At 66.0% G+C, this 17,619-nt stretch carries 14 protein-coding genes and 1 tRNA gene; 11 read left to right on the top strand and 4 right to left on the bottom strand.

Annotated features, from left to right (window positions below; all coding sequences use genetic code 11):
• Nucleotide 1 precedes the first annotated feature (1 nt).
• Nucleotides 2-994 (bottom strand): tripartite tricarboxylate transporter substrate binding protein, encoded by a 993-nt coding sequence (locus tag EV675_RS18545; RefSeq protein WP_242621495.1) that lies wholly within the window; start codon nucleotides 992-994, stop codon nucleotides 2-4.
• Between the two features lie 150 nt (nucleotides 995-1,144).
• Between EV675_RS18545 and EV675_RS18540 the strand changes: the two genes are divergently transcribed.
• From EV675_RS18540 to EV675_RS18500, 9 genes are all read left to right on the top strand, one after another.
• Nucleotides 1,145-2,461, top strand: a complete 1,317-nt coding sequence (locus tag EV675_RS18540) for a citrate synthase (RefSeq protein WP_165404646.1) — start codon at nucleotides 1,145-1,147, stop codon at nucleotides 2,459-2,461.
• A gap of 234 nt (nucleotides 2,462-2,695) precedes the next feature.
• Nucleotides 2,696-4,645, top strand: coding sequence for a threonine--tRNA ligase (gene thrS, locus EV675_RS18535; protein ID WP_130358669.1), 1,950 nt, complete (start codon nucleotides 2,696-2,698; stop codon nucleotides 4,643-4,645).
• A gap of 99 nt (nucleotides 4,646-4,744) precedes the next feature.
• On the top strand, nucleotides 4,745-5,296 hold the full coding sequence (gene infC / locus EV675_RS18530; RefSeq protein WP_130358668.1) for a translation initiation factor IF-3: 552 nt from the start codon (nucleotides 4,745-4,747) through the stop codon (nucleotides 5,294-5,296).
• A gap of 253 nt (nucleotides 5,297-5,549) precedes the next feature.
• Complete coding sequence (rpmI, locus tag EV675_RS18525; RefSeq protein ID WP_087840245.1) at nucleotides 5,550-5,747, top strand: 50S ribosomal protein L35; 198 nt, start codon at nucleotides 5,550-5,552, stop codon at nucleotides 5,745-5,747.
• Nucleotides 5,748-5,776: 29 nt separating this feature from the next.
• Nucleotides 5,777-6,136, top strand: a complete 360-nt coding sequence (rplT, locus tag EV675_RS18520) for a 50S ribosomal protein L20 (RefSeq protein WP_087779861.1) — start codon at nucleotides 5,777-5,779, stop codon at nucleotides 6,134-6,136.
• A gap of 154 nt (nucleotides 6,137-6,290) precedes the next feature.
• Nucleotides 6,291-7,310 (top strand): phenylalanine--tRNA ligase subunit alpha, encoded by a 1,020-nt coding sequence (pheS, locus tag EV675_RS18515; protein ID WP_130358667.1) that lies wholly within the window; start codon nucleotides 6,291-6,293, stop codon nucleotides 7,308-7,310.
• Nucleotides 7,311-7,356: 46 nt separating this feature from the next.
• Entirely contained in the window at nucleotides 7,357-9,768 is a 2,412-nt protein-coding gene (pheT, locus tag EV675_RS18510; RefSeq protein ID WP_130358666.1) for a phenylalanine--tRNA ligase subunit beta, read from the top strand.
• 21 nt (nucleotides 9,769-9,789) lie between these two features.
• Nucleotides 9,790-10,188: an integration host factor subunit alpha gene (locus EV675_RS18505; protein WP_278044775.1), complete on the top strand. Its 399-nt coding sequence runs from the start codon at nucleotides 9,790-9,792 to the stop codon at nucleotides 10,186-10,188.
• A gap of 8 nt (nucleotides 10,189-10,196) precedes the next feature.
• A complete protein-coding gene (locus EV675_RS18500; RefSeq protein ID WP_130358665.1) occupies nucleotides 10,197-10,598 on the top strand; it encodes a MerR family transcriptional regulator in 402 nt (133 codons plus the stop codon).
• Here the strand turns inward: EV675_RS18500 and EV675_RS18495 are convergent.
• Together EV675_RS18495 and mdeB are read right to left on the bottom strand one after the other, a co-directional pair.
• A complete protein-coding gene (locus tag EV675_RS18495) occupies nucleotides 10,555-11,721 on the bottom strand; it encodes a helix-turn-helix transcriptional regulator (protein ID WP_130358664.1) in 1,167 nt (388 codons plus the stop codon). The genes EV675_RS18500 and EV675_RS18495 overlap by 44 nt on opposite strands.
• 103 nt (nucleotides 11,722-11,824) lie before the next feature.
• Nucleotides 11,825-14,521, bottom strand: a complete 2,697-nt coding sequence (gene mdeB, locus EV675_RS18490; protein ID WP_207222001.1) for an alpha-ketoglutarate dehydrogenase — start codon at nucleotides 14,519-14,521, stop codon at nucleotides 11,825-11,827.
• Nucleotides 14,522-14,646: 125 nt separating this feature from the next.
• On the opposite strand from mdeB, the gene EV675_RS18485 reads away from it, so the two are divergent.
• Nucleotides 14,647-15,123 carry an Lrp/AsnC family transcriptional regulator gene (locus EV675_RS18485; protein ID WP_130360206.1) on the top strand — a complete coding sequence of 159 codons (477 nt, stop codon included), beginning with the start codon at nucleotides 14,647-14,649 and terminating at the stop codon, nucleotides 15,121-15,123.
• 132 nt (nucleotides 15,124-15,255) lie between these two features.
• On the opposite strand, the gene EV675_RS18480 is transcribed toward EV675_RS18485, so the two are convergent.
• A tRNA-Pro gene (locus EV675_RS18480) sits at nucleotides 15,256-15,332 on the bottom strand.
• Between the two features lie 357 nt (nucleotides 15,333-15,689).
• Here EV675_RS18480 and EV675_RS18475 point away from each other — a divergent pair.
• Nucleotides 15,690-17,612 carry a PrkA family serine protein kinase gene (locus EV675_RS18475; protein WP_165404718.1) on the top strand — a complete coding sequence of 641 codons (1,923 nt, stop codon included), beginning with the start codon at nucleotides 15,690-15,692 and terminating at the stop codon, nucleotides 17,610-17,612.
• Nucleotides 17,613-17,619 lie beyond the last annotated feature (7 nt).

The raw sequence follows: 17,619 nt of genomic DNA, 5'->3' as shown, positions 1-17,619 counted from the left end.
GTTATTCCAGCTTGATGTTGGCCCGCCTGGCCAGTTGTCCGTACATGGACAGGTCCTTGTCCACCTGCCGGCCCATGCCATCGGCGCCCAGGGCGTCGACTTCGTAGTAGCGCGACTGGAAGTCCTGGCGCAGCTTGGGATCCTTGAGGGTGGCCAGCACCGCCTGCTCGATGCGGGCGCGCACGTCGGCCGGCGTGGCGGCGGGAGCGAACAGCCCGAACCAGACGCTGATGTCCAGATCCTTGAATTCCGGCGTTTCCGCGATGGCGGGCACGTCTGGCATGAACGACAGGCGCTTGGCCGAGGCGACGCCCAGCATGCGCAGCTTGCCGGTCTTGGCATGGGGCGCCATGTTGGGGATGGTGCTGAACAGGATGGGAACCTGGTTGCCCAGTGCGTCGCTGACGGCCGGGGCGCAGCCGTTGTAGGGCACGTGCACCATGTCGACCTTGGCGCCCTGGTTGAAGGCTTCGCCGGCGAAGTGCTGGGGCGAGCCGTTGCCGCAGGACGAGTAGTTGGCCTTGCCCGGGTTCGCGCGCAGGTGGCTGACCAGTTCGGCCACGGAGCGGGCGGGGTAGCCGCTGTTGACGCCCACCGCTACCGGCGAGGACACGAGCTGGGCGATGGGCCGCAAGTCCTTCCTGATGTCGTATCCCTGGGTGAAATTCAGCGCCGCGTTGATCGTGATGGTGCTGTTGGTCAGCAGCAGCGTGTAGCCGTCGGCGGCGGCGCGCGCGACGTAGTTGGCGCCGATGTTGCCCGAGGCGCCGGCGCGGTTGTCGACGATGACGGTCTGGCCGTTCAACTGGCCGCCGATGTTCGTGGCCAGCAGGCGCGCCACGGTATCGGCGCCGCCGCCGGCCTGGAACGGCACGACGATGGTGATGGGGCGGGACGGATAGGCGCCGGGCTGGGCGTGGGCCGACGGGGCCAGGGCGGCCGCCAGGGCAAGGGCCAGGAAGGCCCGGCGGGGGGCGGGCATGCGCGGGTTCATGGTGGTGTCTCCTGTCTTCGCCGGTGCTGGCGCATCGGCGGCAATGGTATGTGCAGCGCAGTGTATGGATCGATTTACGTCGAATCAATCTCGATTGCATAATCGATGTATTGCCGATTCGCCGGGTATTCGGAACCCGTCATCCCCACCATGGATCCATCAGAAAACGGCGCGGCCGGACCGGCCTGGGAGGCCGGCGGTTTCGTCGATTCCAAGGAGGCGTGCCGTCTGCTGGGGGTCAAGGCCGCCACGCTGTACACCTACGTCAGCCGCGGCCTGCTGCATCCGGTCGCGCAGCCGGGCCGCAAGACGCGCCTGTACCTGCGCGACGAAGTGGAGGGGCTGCGCACGCGCAGCCAGGCCCGGATGGGCCATGGCCCGGTGGCGGCGACGGCGCTGCGCTGGGGGCAGCCCGTGATCGATACCGGAATCACGGAAATCACGCCGGCCGGGCCGCGCTACCGGGGGCGCCTGGCGGCCGAACTGGTCGAATACCCCGGGGCGTTCGAGAACGTGGCCGAACTGCTGTGGACCGGCGTGCTGCCCGAGGGCGCCAGCATCTGGCCGGCCCAGCCGCTGCCGGCACGTGTCCGCCGCGCACTGGGCGCCTTCGGTCCGGAGCCGGGCGAGACACCGCGCATGGTCCGGGTGTTCCAGGCCGCGGCGCTGGCCCTGGGCGGCGGATCGGTGGACGAGGAAGTGCGCGGCGGCGGGGCCGTCCCGGCGGCGCGGCAGCTCGTGCTGGCGTTCGCCGGCTGCTGCGGCCTGCTGTCCGACCCGCGCCGCTACCGGCCGCCGGCCGGCGCCAAGCCGCTGGCCCGGCACCTGGCCGAGGCGATGGGCAAGGATGCCGCTCCCGACCTGCTGCGGGTGCTGAACGCCATGCTGATACTGAGCGCGGACCACGAGTTGTCGCCGCCCACGTTCAGCGCGCGCATCGCCGCCTCGGTGGGCGCCGAGCTCCATGCCTGCGTGGGGGCGGCGCTGGCGGCCCTGTCCGGCACGGGCCTGGCCGGCGGATGCGACCGCATCGAGGACACGCTGGCCGCCGTCCGCTCGCGCGGCCAGCTCGACGCCTGGGTGGCGCGGGTGGTGCGCGACCGCGCGCGCTCGTCCGCCTTCGGCATCGAATCCTATCCCCAGGGGGACCCACGGGCGGCGCTGCTGATACGCATGGCGCGCGCGCATCCGCGTCCCGGCCGGCGCGCGGGGACCCTGCTGCGCTTCCTGGACGAGGTCCAGGCCAGGGTGGGCGTGCCGCCGCGGATCGAACTCGGCCTGGTCGCGGCCTGCGCGGCCTGGGACCTGCCGCCCGGCGCCGCCAGCGCGCTGTGGGCCATGGGCCGGACCTCGGGCTGGATCGCCCATGCGCTGGAGCAGCGGCTGAACGGCTTCTTCCTGCGCCCGCGCGGGCAGTTCCACGCTGGGCCGCAAGGGGGCGCTGTGCTAAAATCCCAGGCAACGTAGACCCTTACTGCGACACGAACGGACAACGGCATGCGCGTCATTTCCATGCTCGATCGAACTACCTCGGGGAACATCGCCGGCTAGCCGCGTTGGTTTCCTGGATCGCATCGTCCGTTCCCGCCGGGCCCCCTGGGCCCGGGATCCTGCAGAAAGCAAGAAACGCGGCCCGGTGCCGCGTTTTTTCGTTTCAGGTTCGTCCCAGGGTTTTTCTTCATCTCTTTCGAGGTCGCTTCAATGATCAAGGTAACGCTGCCCGATGGTTCCCAGCGTGAGTTCCCGGCCCCCGTCACGGTGGCGGATGTCGCCGCGTCCATCGGCGCCGGGCTGGCCAAGGCCGCGCTGGCCGGCCGGGTCACCTACGAAGGCAGCGATCCCACCCTGGTCGATACCAGCCACACGATAGACCGCGATGCCCAACTGGCCATCGTCACGGGCAAGGACGCCGACGGGCTGGACCTGATCCGCCATTCGACGGCGCACCTGCTGGCCTACGCGGTCAAGTCGCTGTTCCCCGAGGCCCAGGTCACGATCGGCCCGGTCATCGACAACGGCTTCTACTACGATTTCTCGTACTCGCGGCCGTTCACGCCCGAGGACCTGGCCGCCATCGAGAACAAGATGCTGGAGCTGGCCAAGAAGGACGAGATCGTCACGCGCGAGGAATGGAAGCGCGACGACGCGGTGGATTTCTTCAACTCGATAGGCGAGAAGTACAAGGCCGAGATCATCGCGTCGATCCCGGACAACCAGACGATCTCGCTGTACCGCGAGGGCGACTTCATCGACCTGTGCCGCGGCCCGCACGTGCCGTCCACCGGCAAGCTCAAGGTGTTCAAGCTGATGAAGGTGGCCGGCGCCTATTGGCGCGGCGACAGCAAGAACGAGATGCTCCAGCGCATCTACGGCACGGCCTGGGCGAAGAAGGAAGACCAGGACGCCTACCTGACGATGCTGGAAGAGGCCGAGAAGCGCGACCACCGCAAGCTGGGCCGCGAGCTGGACCTGTTCCACTTCCAGGACGAGGCGCCGGGGCTGGTGTTCTGGCACCCCAAGGGCTGGACGATCTGGCAGCAGGTCGAGCAATACATTCGCGGCGTCTACCGCGACAGCGGCTACCAGGAGGTCAAGGCGCCGCAGATCCTGGACCGCTCGCTGTGGGAAAAAACCGGGCACTGGGACAACTATCGCGACAACATGTTCACGACGGAGTCCGAGAACCGCTACTACGCGCTCAAGCCCATGAACTGCCCGGGCCACGTGCAGATCTTCCGCGCCAACCTGCATTCGTACCGCGACCTGCCCCTGCGCTACGGCGAATTCGGCCAGTGCCACCGCAACGAACCCTCGGGGGCGCTGCACGGGATGATGCGCGTGCGCGGCTTCACGCAGGACGACGGCCACATCTTCTGTACCGAGGACCAGATCCTGGACGAGTGCGTGGCCTTCACGGCGCAGCTGCAGCGCGTCTACCGCGATTTCGGCTTCACCGACATCCTGTACAAGATCGCCACGCGGCCGGAAAGCCGGATCGGGTCGGACGAGGTCTGGGACAAGGCCGAGCAGGCGCTGATCGAAAGCCTGCGCCGTTCCGGCTGCGAGTACGAGATCAGCCCGGGCGACGGCGCCTTCTACGGCCCGAAGATCGAATACACGCTGAAGGACGCCATCGGGCGCCACTGGCAGTGCGGCACGATCCAGGTCGACTTTTCCATGCCCGGCCGCCTGGGGGCCGAGTACGTGGACCAGCACGACCAGCGCGTGACCCCCGTCATGCTGCACCGGGCCATCCTGGGTTCGATGGAGCGTTTCATCGGCATGCTGATCGAAAACTTCGGCGGGGCCATGCCGCCCTGGCTGGCGCCGGTGCAGGCCGTGGTCTGCAATATTTCGGAATCCACGGCCGAATATGCCCAAAGTGTCGCGCAAACCCTGAAAAAACAAGGGTTTAGAGTAGAATCGGATTTGCGTGGTGAAAAGATCACCTATAAAATCCGGGAGCACAGCTTGCAAAAAATTCCCTATATCCTCGTGGTGGGGGAAAAAGAAAGGCAAGCAGCATCGGTGGCCGTACGCGCCCGCGGCGGCATCGACCTGGGGGTTCTCCCGATCGATGTGTTCTCGTCGCGGCTCGCTGCCGACGTGGCCGAGCGCCGCAACCCGGAAGCCCCCGCCAATCCGTCCTGATCGCGTGGTTGGCCGTTCCGGGGGCCGGGCACGGCTCGTGCTGGCGGCGGGGCAACCCGCCGCACGCGGCCGTTTCAATCAAATTCAGGAGTTTTAGACATCGCTACCGACAAGCCGAATCGCATCAATGGTGAAATTACCGCACTTGAGGTGCGCCTGATTGGGGTCGACGGCGAACAGCTTGGCATCGTCAAGCTGGCCGAAGCAGTTAGGCTTTCCGAACAGAATGATGTGGATCTGGTAGAAATTGCCCCCAACGCGCAGCCTCCGGTCTGCCGCCTGATGGACTATGGCAAGTTCAAGTACCAAGAGCAAAAGCGGCAGCACGAAGCCAAGCTCAAGCAGAAGATCATCCAGGTCAAGGAAGTCAAGTTCCGCCCTGGCACCGACGAAGGCGATTACCAGGTCAAGCTGCGTAATCTGCGCCGGTTCCTGGAAGAGGGCGACAAGGCCAAGGTCACGCTGCGCTTCCGCGGCCGCGAGATGGCCCACCAGGAACTGGGCATGCGCGTGCTGGAACGTGTGCGCGACGACCTGGTCGAGATCAGCGCTGTCGAGGCGATGCCCAAGCTCGAAGGCCGCCAGATGGTGATGGTGCTGGCGCCCAAGAAGAAGGTCCTGCCGGCCGGCAAGGGTGCGGCGGGCGAATAACGCGGTATAATCTTTGGTTTTCCGGGATGACCGTACCCTTTATGGGGGGCATCCCGGCGAATCCCGGTGCGAAATTCCTGGCCCCGGGCAATCCGGCTTCCTTGCGACGCCTTCAAATCCGCCAGGCGGGGTCCAACCCGCGCCGGCGGTGCGCCGCAGGGATCCGGAGCAGGTAAAACAAGTGAATGCGGGTCGTCAAGTCCGGCAGGATATCGCCGGCACCCGTGAGCATGTAAACGTACAGGAAGCAGTCATGCCTAAGATGAAGACCAAGAAAAGCGCCGCTAAGCGCTTTAAGGTCCGCGGTAGCGGTTCCATCAAGCGGGGCCAGGCGTTCAAGCGCCACATCCTCACGAAGAAAACCACCAAGAACAAGCGTCAGTTGCGCGGCTCCACCGCGGTCCACGAGGCCGATGTGAAATCCGTGCGGGCAATGATGCCGTTTGCCTGATCCCAACCCGCTGATATTGGAGTTTTCAAATGCCTAGAGTCAAACGTGGGGTAACCGCCCGGGCCCGTCACAAGAAAGTCATCAGCGCTGCCAAGGGATACCGTGGCCGCCGCGGCAACGTCTTCCGCGTCGCCAAGCAAGCGGTCATGCGCGCCGGCCAGTACGCCTATCGCGACCGCCGCGCCAAGAAGCGCACCTTCCGCGCGCTGTGGATCACGCGTATCAACGCCGCCGTCCGCGAGCATGGCGTGTCGTACAGCGTGTTCATCGCCGGCCTGAAGAAGGCTGCGATCGACCTGGACCGCAAGGTGCTGGCCGACCTGGCTGTGCGCGACAAGGCCGGCTTTGCCGCCATCGTGCAGCAAGTCAAGAACGCCCTGGCCGCCTGAGCTCGCTAGCGACGCAAGCGGGGCGTGGCCGGATCGCCGGCCATGTCCGGGCACGCGTCGCGAGCCACGAGTGCAACACCCGAACGGGGCTTCTCTTGAAGCCCCGTTCGTGTTTGTGGCGACCCATTTTTTCCCTTATTGATACGAATCCGCCATGTCCCAGAATCTGGACGATCTGATACGCCAAGCCGGGGAGGCCTTCGCGGCCGCGTCCGACCCCAATGCGCTGGAGAACGAAAAGGCCCGGTTCCTGGGTAAGCAGGGCGCCTTGACGGCTTTGCTCAAGGGGCTGGCCAGCCTGACGCCGGAGCAGAAGCGCACCGAGGGGGCGCGCATCAACGAGGCCAAGGGCCGGATCGAAGGGCTGCTGAACGAGCGCCGCCAGGCGCTGGCCGATGCGAGGCTGAACGCTCGCCTGGCCGAGGAAACCATCGACGTCACGCTGCCCGGCCGGGGCCGGGGCCGGGGCGGTATCCATCCGGTCATCCGCACCTGGGAGCGGATCGAGCAGATCTTCCGCTCCATCGGCTTCGAGGTGGCCGACGGCCCGGAAATCGAGAACGACTGGACCAACTTCACGGCGCTGAACAATCCCGAGAACCATCCGGCCCGATCGATGCAGGATACGTTCTACGTCGACATGAAGGACGACAAGGGCCTGCCGCTGCTGCTGCGCACGCACACCAGCCCGATGCAGGTGCGCTATGCGCGTGCCCACCAGCCGCCCATCAAGGTGATCGCCCCCGGGCGGACCTACCGCGTCGACAGCGACGCCACGCATTCGCCCATGTTCCATCAGGTCGAGGGCCTGTGGATAGACGAGAACATCTCGTTCGCCGACCTGAAGGGCGTCTACACCGATTTCCTGCGCGCCTTCTTCGAGACCGACGACCTGGTGCTGCGTTTCCGCCCGTCGTTCTTCCCCTTCACCGAACCGTCGGCCGAGATCGACATGATGTTCACGTCGGGCCCCAACAAGGGCCGTTGGCTGGAGATCTCCGGCTCGGGGCAGGTGCACCCCACGGTGGTGCGCAACTTCGGCCTGGATCCGGAACGCTACATCGGCTTTGCCTTCGGCTCCGGCCTGGAACGGCTGACGATGCTGCGCTACGGCGTGAACGACCTGCGCCAGTTCTTCGAAGGCGATCTGCGCTTCCTTAAGCAATTCAACTGAAAGGGAGGTCCCCCTGCGCGCGAAGCGCCAGGCGGGACTACACACTATGCAATTTCCCGAATCCTGGTTGCGGTCGCTGACCAATCCTGAAATTTCGACCGACGAACTGGCTCATCAATTGACCATGGCCGGTCTCGAGGTCGAGGAAGCCGAACCGGTGGCGCCCGCCTTCAGCGGCGTGGTGGTGGCGCAGGTGCTGGCGCTCGAACCGCACCCGAACGCCGACAAGCTGCGCGTGTGCAAGGTCGACGCAGGGCAGGGCGAGCCGCTGCAGATCGTATGTGGCGCGCCGAACGTGGCGGTCGGCATGAAGGTGCCGCTGGCCACCGTGGGCGCCCGGCTGCCCGGTGACATCAAGATAGGCGTGGCCAAGATGCGCGGCGTCGAATCCGCCGGCATGCTGTGTTCGGCGCGCGAACTGGGCCTGTCGCAGGACCACGCGGGTCTGCTCGACCTGGGCGCGGGCGCCACGGTCGGCATGTCCGTGCGCGAGTGGCTGCAACTGGACGACACGGTCTTCACGCTCAAGCTCACCCCCAACAAGGCGGACTGCCTGTCGGTGCTGGGCGTGGCGCGCGAAGTCTCGGCCCTGACCGGCGCGCCGCTGGCCGCTCCCCGGCTCGATCCGGTGGCGGTCGCCATCGACGATCGCGTGCCGGTGACCGTGCATGCGCCCGACCTGTGCGGACGCTACGTGGGCCGGGTCGTGCGCGGCGTGGACGCGTCCGTTCCGACGCCGGAATGGATCAAGCGGCGGCTGGAGCGTGCCGGCCAGCGGTCGATTTCCGCGCTGGTCGACATTTCCAACTACGTCATGCTGGAACTGGGCCGTCCCAGCCACGTGTTCGACCTGGACAAGGTGCGCGGGGGCCTGCACGTCCGCTGGGGCCAGCCGGGCGAGCAGGTCCTGCTGCTGAACGGCCAGACCGTCGAGGTGGACGGGCAGGTCGGCGTGATCGCCGACGACAACGGCCCCGAGTGCCTGGCCGGGATCATGGGCGGCGAGGCCACCTCGGTGTCGACCCAGACCCGCGACATCTATCTCGAGGCGGCCTTCTGGTGGCCCGCCAGCATCGCCGGCCGCGCGCGCCGCTACAACTTCAGCACCGACGCCAGCCACCGCTTCGAGCGCGGCGTGGACTACGCCAACATTCCCGCCGACTTGGAATATCTGACCAGCCTGATCGTGCAGGTGTGCGGCGGCCAGGCCGGTCCGGTGGACGACCAGGTCGTCAACCTGCCGGAACGCAAGCCCGTGCGCCTGCGCGTGGCGCGCTGCCACAAGGTGCTGGGCGTGGACGTGCCGGAAGACGAGATCGCCGGCATCTTCACCCGTCTGGGCCTGCCTTTCGTGCGCGAGCCCGGCGCCTTCGTCGTGACGCCGCCATCCTTCCGCTTCGACATCGAGATCGAGGAAGACCTGATCGAGGAAGTCGCGCGCGTCCACGGCTTCGAGCGCATTCCCGACCTGCCGCCGCTGGCGCGGGCCGCGGTCAGCGCCGTGCCGGAAGCGCGCCATACCTTCCACGCGCTGCGCCACACGATGGCCGACCTGGACTACCAGGAGGTGATCAACTTCAGCTTCGTGGAAGCCGAGTGGGAACGCGACTACGCGGGCAACGCGGACCCTATCCGCCTGCTCAACCCCATCGCCAGCCAGTTGTCGGTCATGCGCAGCAGCCTGATCGGCGGCCTGGTGGCCAACGCCCAGTACAACGTGAACCGCAAGGCCAGCCGCGTGCGCGTGTTCGAACTGGGCCGGGTCTTCTGGCGCGACGCGGCCGTGGCCGACGGTCCGCTGGCGGTGGCCGGCGTGAACCAGCCCATGCGGCTGGCCGGGCTGGCCTACGGGCCGGCGGTGGAAGAGCAGTGGGGGACCCAGACCCGGCAGGTCGATTTCTACGACGTCAAGGCGGACGTGGAGGCCCTGCTGGCCGGCGGTTCCAGCGAAGCGCCACGCTTCGTGCCCGATGCCCATCCGGCCCTGCATCCCGGCCGCAGCGCCCGCATCGTCATCGACGGCGAGACGGTCGGCTGGATCGGCGAACTGCACCCGCGTTGGCTGCAGCGCGCGGAACTGCCGCACGCCCCGGTGGTGTTCGAACTGGACGCCGACCGCATCGCCGTCCGGCCGCTGCCCGCGCTGCGCGAGATCTCGCGCCAGCCGGTGGTGATCCGCGACTTGGCGCTGTGGGTGGCCGAGGCGGTGACGGCGCAGCAGATGCTGGACACGGTGCGTCATCTGGTGGCCAGGGAGCCCGAGCTGGCGGTCGTCCAGGATGCACGGATTTTCGACGTTTGGCGGGATAAGTCCTTGTTAGAAAAGGAAAAAAGCCTTGCCTTCCGGTTCTGGCTACAGGATACTTCGGTAACCCTGGACGACGCCCGAGTCGAGGCGTGCCTGGCCCGTATCCGCGCCGCGCTGGAATCCGAGCACGGTGCGCGGCTGAGGGTTTGATACCGCTTCCCATCCGTGTCTATGCATTCTCTCGTTTCCGATAGCTACGCTTCCCCGGACGCCCTCGACGCCGATTCCGAGTCCGACCTGTCGCAGGGCGGGCTCGATGCGCGTACCCTGACCAAGGCCGAACTGGCCGATCTGCTGTTCGAGCGGGTCGGCCTGAACAAGCGCGAAGCCAAGGACATGGTCGAGACCTTCTTCGAGGAAATCCGCGACGCGCTCGAACGCGGCGACATGGTCAAGCTATCGGGTTTCGGCAACTTCCAGGTACGCAACAAGCCGCAGCGGCCGGGACGCAATCCCAAGACGGGCGAAGAAATCCCCATCGCCGCCCGCCGCGTCGTCACTTTCCATGCGAGCCAGAAGCTCAAGAGCATGGTCGAGCAGGTCGCGCTGCGCGAACAGAATCCGTCCTGAGAGGTCTTATGGCGCGTATCGAGCCCCCCGTCGTTCTTCCGCCCATTCCCGCCAAGCGCTATTTCACGATAGGCGAGGTCAGCGAGCTCTGCGGCGTCAAGCCGCACGTGCTGCGCTACCGGGAACAGGAATTCACCCAGCTCAAGCCCATCAAGCGACGGGGCAACCGCCGGTACTACCAGCATCACGAAGTGCTGCTGATCCGGCGCATCCGCGAACTGCTGTACGAGCAGGGTTTCACCATCAGCGGCGCCCGCAACCGTCTGGACGAGTCCCGGGGGCACGTGGACGAGGCGCCCCAGGTCGCGCTGGTGTCCATCGAAGAGCCCGAGCTGCAGGCCATCCGGGCCGAACTGGCCGACATCGTCAGCCTGCTGCAGTCCGCCCGCGAGACCAGCCTGGCCCGCTAGGGCTCCCATCCATGTGACCGTAGGTCAGCTTGCGCACCAGGTCGACGAGCTGGCTCTGGCGCGCGGTCTGGGTGCGCCGGAACAGCGATCTGAGCTGCGTCCTGGCCGTCTCCAGCGAGACGCCCAGCTGCTGCGCGCATTCCTTGATCTGCCATCCCTGCATCAACAACAGCAACAGCCGGTACTCCGCGGGCGGGATGCCGAACAGCGCATGCAGCAGGCGCTGCGCGCTGATAGGCGTGGCATCGCGCGCATGGACCTTCACCAGGGCCAGGGGCTCGCACGTGGCCAGCGGAAAAGACATGGGTTCCGGCAGCGGCGTGACCACTACCGCGTAGCGGACCAGGGGCGTGCCGAACTCCACGTGGGCGCCGGTGGCCAGCCGGGCCCGCTGGGTACAGGCGGCCACCAGCGCCTCGGCAAGCCGCGAGCCCGATCCGCTCCGCACCGACTTCAGCCCCGACGCGCCGAAGGGATTGCCGGGCAGGGAAAGCCAGTTCGAGCCGGCCCGGTTGGCAAGATGCACCCGGCCCCGCGCGTCGGTGGCCAGCAGCGGAAAGTTGAAATCGTCCAGCAGTTGCTGCGCCAGTTCGGCCTGTTGCTGCAGGCCCAGGAATTGATGGCGCAACGTGGCGGCCTGCTGCAGATGCGGCGCGAGCAGGCGCAGCAGCGGGGACTTGGACGGCGCGTCGGTGTCGGGCTGCGACAGGGGAAATTGCAGTGAAAGGCAGCACTCTGCCACGCCGTTCTTCAGGATGGGAAGGGCATGGACGGAGCGCAGCCCATAGGAACGCATGAATTCCTGGTAGAAGGGATCGCGGTCGAGGGCATGGCGGCCGAACCACTGCCAGTCGATGTACCAGTGGCCCAGTTGCAGCCTGTCGCGCACGTTTTCGGCGGGATCGTGGCGGCTGTAGTGGTTGCTGTAGTCGTTGAACGCCCGTTCGTCTCCGCCGCTGTGCTCGCCGACCGCGGCGGCCGGAGCGCGCCGGTCCAGGATGACCGTACAGGCCGATTCGGCTCCGGTCAGGTCCCGGATGCGCTTGAGCGCCGCATGCCATCCCTCCTGCCCAAGGACGCCGCCGTACAGGTCGTGGGCAATGCTAAGGGCCAGTTTTTCCATTCTCGTTTTAGCCGACCGCTCTATTTCCGGAAGGATATTACGGCGGTCAGCGGCGGAGCAAACAATGGCGGGGCCGGGCTCGGGGCAGTGTATCTTCCGCGCGTCAGGCCTCCCAGGACGGACGAGGGTCCGTGCGTATCGGATAGCGGGCGAGAGCTTGCGCGCACAGCTCGCGCGGGCATGCGCCGGCGTCGGCCAGCGCATGCAGCGCGGCCAGGACGATGTGGAAACGATCGACTTCGAAGAACTGGCGCAGGGCGCTGCGGGTATCGCTGCGGCCGAAGCCGTCGGTTCCAAGCACCGTCATCCGCGCCGGGCAGTGGGGCGCGATCAACGACGGCCAGGCGCGTACATAGTCGCTCGCAGCGACCACGGGCGCGCCGCCGGCCAGGCACTGCTCGACGTGGCTGCGGCGCGCGGGCTGGTCTGGATGCAGGCGGTTCCAGCGCTCGACCTCGCGCGCGTCGCGGGCCAGTTCCGCGTAGCTGGTGGCGCTCCAGGCCTCGCTGGCGATGTCCCAATCGGCGGCCAGCAGTTCGCCGGCGGCGATGGCTTCGCGCAGGATGGCGCCCGACCCCACGAGGCGCACCGCCGGCTCGCCCTGGCCGTGCGCGCCGTGCCGGTAGAGTCCCTTGATCACACCCTCGTGGGCCTCGGGCGGCAGGCTGGGCTGAGGCACGTTCTCGTTGACCAGGGTCAGGTAGTAGAAGACGTCTTGCTGGCGTTCGAGCATGGCGCGCATGCCATGGTCGACGATGACGGCGACTTCCGAGGCGAAGGCGGGGTCGTAGGCGCGGCAGTTGGGGACGCCGGCCGCCGTGACCAGGCTGGCGCCGTCCTGGTGTTGCAGGCCTTCGCCGCCCAGCGTGGTGCGGCCGGCCGTGGCGCCCAGCAGGAAGCCGCGGGCGCGCTGGTCGGCGGCCGCCCAGATCAGGTCGCCCACGCGCTGGAAGCCGAACATCGAGTAGTAAATGTAGAACGGCAGCATGGCCGTGCCGTGCACGGCGTAGCTGGTGGCGGCGGCGGTCCAGGAACTGATGGCGCCGGCCTCGCTGATGCCTTCTTCCAGGATCTGGCCGTCCAGCGCTTCGCGATAGCTCAGCACCGAGCCGATGTCCTCGGGCTCGTAGCGCTGGCCGGCGCTGGAGTAGATGCCGATCTGCCGGAACAGCGCCGCCATGCCGAAGGTGCGCGCCTCGTCGGCGACGATGGGCACGACGCGCGGGCCGAGCCGCTTGTCCTTGAGCAGGCTGGACAACAGGCGCACGAAGGCCATGGTGGTGGACATTTCCTTGCCGCCGGCCTGGAGTGCGAAGCCGGCGTAGCGTTCCAGCGCGGGCACGGGAACCGGCGCGGCCTGCGGCGAGCGGGCGGGCACGGGGCCGCCCAGCTCGCCGCGCCGGGCGTGCAGGTAGCGGATCTCGGCGCTGTCCGCGCCGGGATGTAGGAAGGCCAGGGATTCGGCCTGCTCGTCGCTCAGCGGCAGCGAGAATCGGTCGCGGAAGGCGATCAGCGCGTCGCGGTCCAGCTTCTTCTGCTGATGGGTGGTCATCTTGCCCTGGCCGGCCTCGCCCATGCCGTAGCCTTTCTTGGTCTGGGCCAGGATGACGGTGGGGCGGCCCGTGCTGCGCGCGGCCGCGTGATAGGCGGCATGGATCTTCACCAGATCGTGGCCGCCGCGCCGCAGCCGGTCGATCTCCTCGTCAGTCAGGCCCTGCGCCAGCCGGACTAGCTGCGGGTCCTGGCCGAAGAAATGGTCGCGGTTGAAGCGGCCGTCCTTGGCGGCGAAGGTCTGCAATTGCCCATCCACGGTTTGCGAGAACGCCCGCCGCAGGGCGCCGCCGGTATCGCGCGCGAACAAGCCGTCCCAGTCCGAGCCCCACAGCAGCTTGATCACGTTCCAGCCCGCGCCCGCGAACAGGGACTCGAGCTCGTCGACGATGCGGCCGTTGCCGCGCACCGGACCGTCCAGCCGCTGGAGATTGCAGTTCACGACCCAGACCAGATTGTCGAGTCCCTCGCGGGCCGCCAGCGTCAACGCCGACATGCTTTCGGGTTCGTCCATCTCGCCGTCGCCGAAGATGCCCCAGACCTTGCGGCCTGTGGTGTCGAGCAGGCCCCGGTGTGCCAGGTAGCGCATGAAGCGCGCCTGGTAGATGGCGTTGATGGGGCCGATGCCCATCGAGCCGGTGGGAAACTGCCAGAAGTCGGGCATGAGCCACGGATGGGGGTAGCTGGACAGTCCGCGCGCGCCACGCGCCCGCGCGGTGATTTCCTGCCGGTAGTGCGCCAGGTCGGCTTCTTCCAGCCGGCCTTCCAGGAAGGCCCGGGCGTAGACGCCCGGCGCCGAATGGGGCTGGCAGAACACCAGGTCCGCCTGGCCGGCGGGGCCGCCGCGGAAAAAGTGATTGAAGCCGACCTCGAACAGGTCGGCCGCGCTGGCGTAGCTGGCGATGTGGCCGCCCAGTTCGCCATGTGCGAGGTTGGCCCGCACGACCATGGCCAGCGCGTTCCAGCGCATCAGCGCGGCCAGCCGCTCTTCGATGGCGAGGTCGCCGGGGAAGGGGGGCTGGACCTGGACGGCGATGGTGTTGACGTAGGGGGTGTTGCGCGGCGGGCGCCAGCCGACGGCCGCATTGGCGGCCGTGTCGGTCAGCATGTCGAGAATCTGCCGCACGCGTTCCGGCCCGTTGGTCTCCAGCATCGACAGCAGGGCGTCCCGCCATTCGGCGGTTTCCATGGGATCGGGGTCGGCCGGCGGGCCGTCCTGCCGCGCCAGGTGCCGGGATTCGTCGTACATGCGTGCTTCTCCTCGTGTGCTGAGGAAAATTCTACGCTTGAAGATCCGGCATTTTTCCCTGAAAATTCTTTAGAAAACCTGGTTTGACGGCATAAAATTCTTCTATTTATAAGAAAAAAAGCATGATCGATCTCGATGAAATCGACCGGCGCATCCTGGCCGAACTCCAGGCCGATGCCAGCATCTCCAACGTGGAATTGGCGCGCCGGGTGCACCTGTCGCCATCCCCCTGCCTGACGCGGGTCAAGGCCCTGGAGGCGGCCGGCCTGATCCGCCAGTACGTCGCCTTGCTCGACCCGCAGCAGCTGGGCCTGCACCTGAACGTCTTCATCTCGATCAGCCTGAAGCAGCAGAACCGCAAGGCGCTGCAAGTGTTCGAGGACGCCATCTGCGCCCGCGAGGAAGTCATGGAGTGTTATCTGATGACGGGAGATGCCGACTACCTGCTGAGGGTGGCCGTGCCGGACATCCAGGCGCTGGAAAGCTTCATCCTGGAGCAGTTGTCACCCATTGCCCAGGTCGAGAAGATCCGCTCCAGCTTCGCGCTCAAGCAGGTGCGCTACAAGACCGCGCTGCCGCTGCGGTCCGCGGGGGAACGCTAGCGCCGCCCAATTGGTGACAATTGCGTCCGGCGTGCTCGCCAGGCGGTACCCATCAAGCAAAAAGCCCGGTAGCTTGTGGCCACCGGGCTTTTTTTCTTCGGTTCCGACTAATACAGGTCAAGAACTTGTATATGGTCGGGGCGGCGGGATTCGAACTCGCGACCCCTTGCACCCCATGCAAGTGCGCTACCAGGCTGCGCTACGCCCCGAAAGAAAAAAAGTATAGCAAATTTTTGGGGTGGTAGGAAAGAGGTGCCGCAGTTTATTTTGCATGGGGTTGCGACGATCGAAAGGGATGAAACGTGGTGTGCAGTTTGCGGAACTCTGCGCATCGGTCCACAGCCATAAGAGTGTATACCCCTAGGAGAGACACCAAAAAAATATCGTGCGTGCGCAACAGAAAGCGAATCGTCCGTCCGGATGCGCCGTATGATGTTTGCAAGGAGGTCGTCGAAGGGCAGGAAGTTCATCCGGCAGGAAAGAACCGGAAGCCGGCTCGACCGGCACTAACAACAACAGAGTCGTGTAGGCAGTTTTCATTCACTCGCTGTTGGAGGTTGTCCGTGCTGAACATCGTCGAAGGGTTCAAATCTCAATACGCCAAGACGCAGGAAACCGAACTTTCTCTCGAGGAGTACCTGGACCTCGCCCGCCGGGATCCCGTGGTCTACGCCAGTGCGGCCGAGCGCATGCTTGCCGCGATAGGCGAGCCCGAGCTGGTCGATACGCGCAACGATCCCCGGTTGTCGCGCCTGTTTTCCAATCGCCTGATCCGCCGCTATCCCGCCTTCAAGGAATTCTTCGGCATGGAGGACGTGATCGATCAGATCGTGGCGTTCTTCAAGCATGCGGCCCAGGGGCTGGAAGAACGCAAGCAAATCCTCTATCTGCTGGGCCCCGTCGGCGGCGGCAAGTCGTCGATCGCAGAGCGCCTGAAGGCGTTGATGGAAGCGCATCCCATCTATGCGCTCAAGGGTTCGCCGGTCAATGAGTCGCCGCTGGGCCTGTTCCACCCCGACCGCTTCGGCGATCAGCTCGAGAAGGAATACGGCATTCCCCGCCGCTACCTGACGGGCATCATGTCGCCGTGGGCCATCAAGCGGCTGCGGGAATTCGACGGCGACATCTCGCAGTTCCGCGTGGTCCGGCTCCAGCCGTCGGTGCTGCGGCAACTGGCCATCGCCAAGACCGAACCGGGCGACGAGAACAACCAGGACATCTCCTCGCTGGTCGGCAAGGTCGATATCCGCAAGCTGGACCGCTACTCGCAAGACGATCCCGATGCCTACAGCTATTCGGGAGGGCTGTGCCTGGCCAACCAGGGCATGCTCGAATTCGTTGAAATGTTCAAGGCGCCCATCAAGATGCTGCATCCCTTGCTGACGGCGACCCAGGAAGGCAACTTCAAGGGTACCGAAGGGTTTTCGGCCATCCCGTTCAACGGGATCATCCTTGCGCATTCCAACGAGTCCGAATGGCAGACCTTCCGCAACAACAAGCACAACGAGGCGTTCCTGGACCGTATCTACATCGTCAAGGTGCCGTACTGCCTGCAGGTCTCGGAAGAGGTCAAAATCTACCGCAAGCTGCTGCAGAACAGCTCGCTGGCGCAGTCGCCATGCGCGCCCGGCACGCTCGACATGATGGCCCAGTTCTCGGTGCTGACGCGCCTGAAGGAGCCCGAGAACTCCAGCATCTATTCGAAGCTGCGGGTCTATGACGGCGAGAGCCTGAAGGACGTCGACCCGAAGGCCAAGGTCCTGCAGGAATACAAGGACTACGCCGGTACCGACGAGGGCATGACGGGCGTCTCGACGCGCTTCGCCTACAAGATCCTGTCCAGCGTCTTCAACTACGACCAGACCGAGATCGCCGCCAATCCGGTGCACCTGATGTACGTGCTGGAGCAGCGCATCGGCCGCGAGGACTACCCCGACGAGATCCGCCGGCGCTACCTGGAGCACATCAAGGGCTACCTGGGACCGCGCTACGCGGAGTTCATCGGCAAGGAAATCCAGACCGCGTACCTGGAGTCGTATTCGGAGTACGGGCAGAACATCTTCGACCGCTACGTCACGTTCGCCGATTGCTGGATCCAGGACGAGGAATTCCGCGACCCCGAAACGGGCGAGAGCTTCGACCGCTCGGCGCTGAACGCCGAGCTCGAGAAGATCGAGAAGCCGGCGGGCATCGCCAATCCCAAGGATTTCCGCAACGAGATCGTGAACTTCGTGCTGCGCGCCCGCGCCAACAACAACGGCCGCAATCCCGCGTGGACCAGCTACGAGAAGCTGCGCGAGGTGATCGAGAAGAAGATGTTCTCCAACACCGAGGATCTGCTCCCGGTCATTTCGTTCAACGCCAAGGCTTCGGTCGAGGACAAGCGCAAGCACGAGAGCTTTGTCGAACGAATGGTCGAGAAAGGCTATACCGAAAAGCAAGTCCGCCTGCTGTGCGAGTGGTACTTGCGGGTGAGGAAGTCTTCGTGAGCTAGGT

This window comes from Pigmentiphaga kullae, from assembly GCF_004216695.1.
In the GTDB taxonomy this organism is placed as follows: Bacteria; Pseudomonadota; Gammaproteobacteria; order Burkholderiales; family Burkholderiaceae_B; genus Pigmentiphaga; species Pigmentiphaga kullae.
Note: the sequence above shows the minus strand (reverse complement) of the source record. Positions and strands in the feature narration are given on the sequence as shown.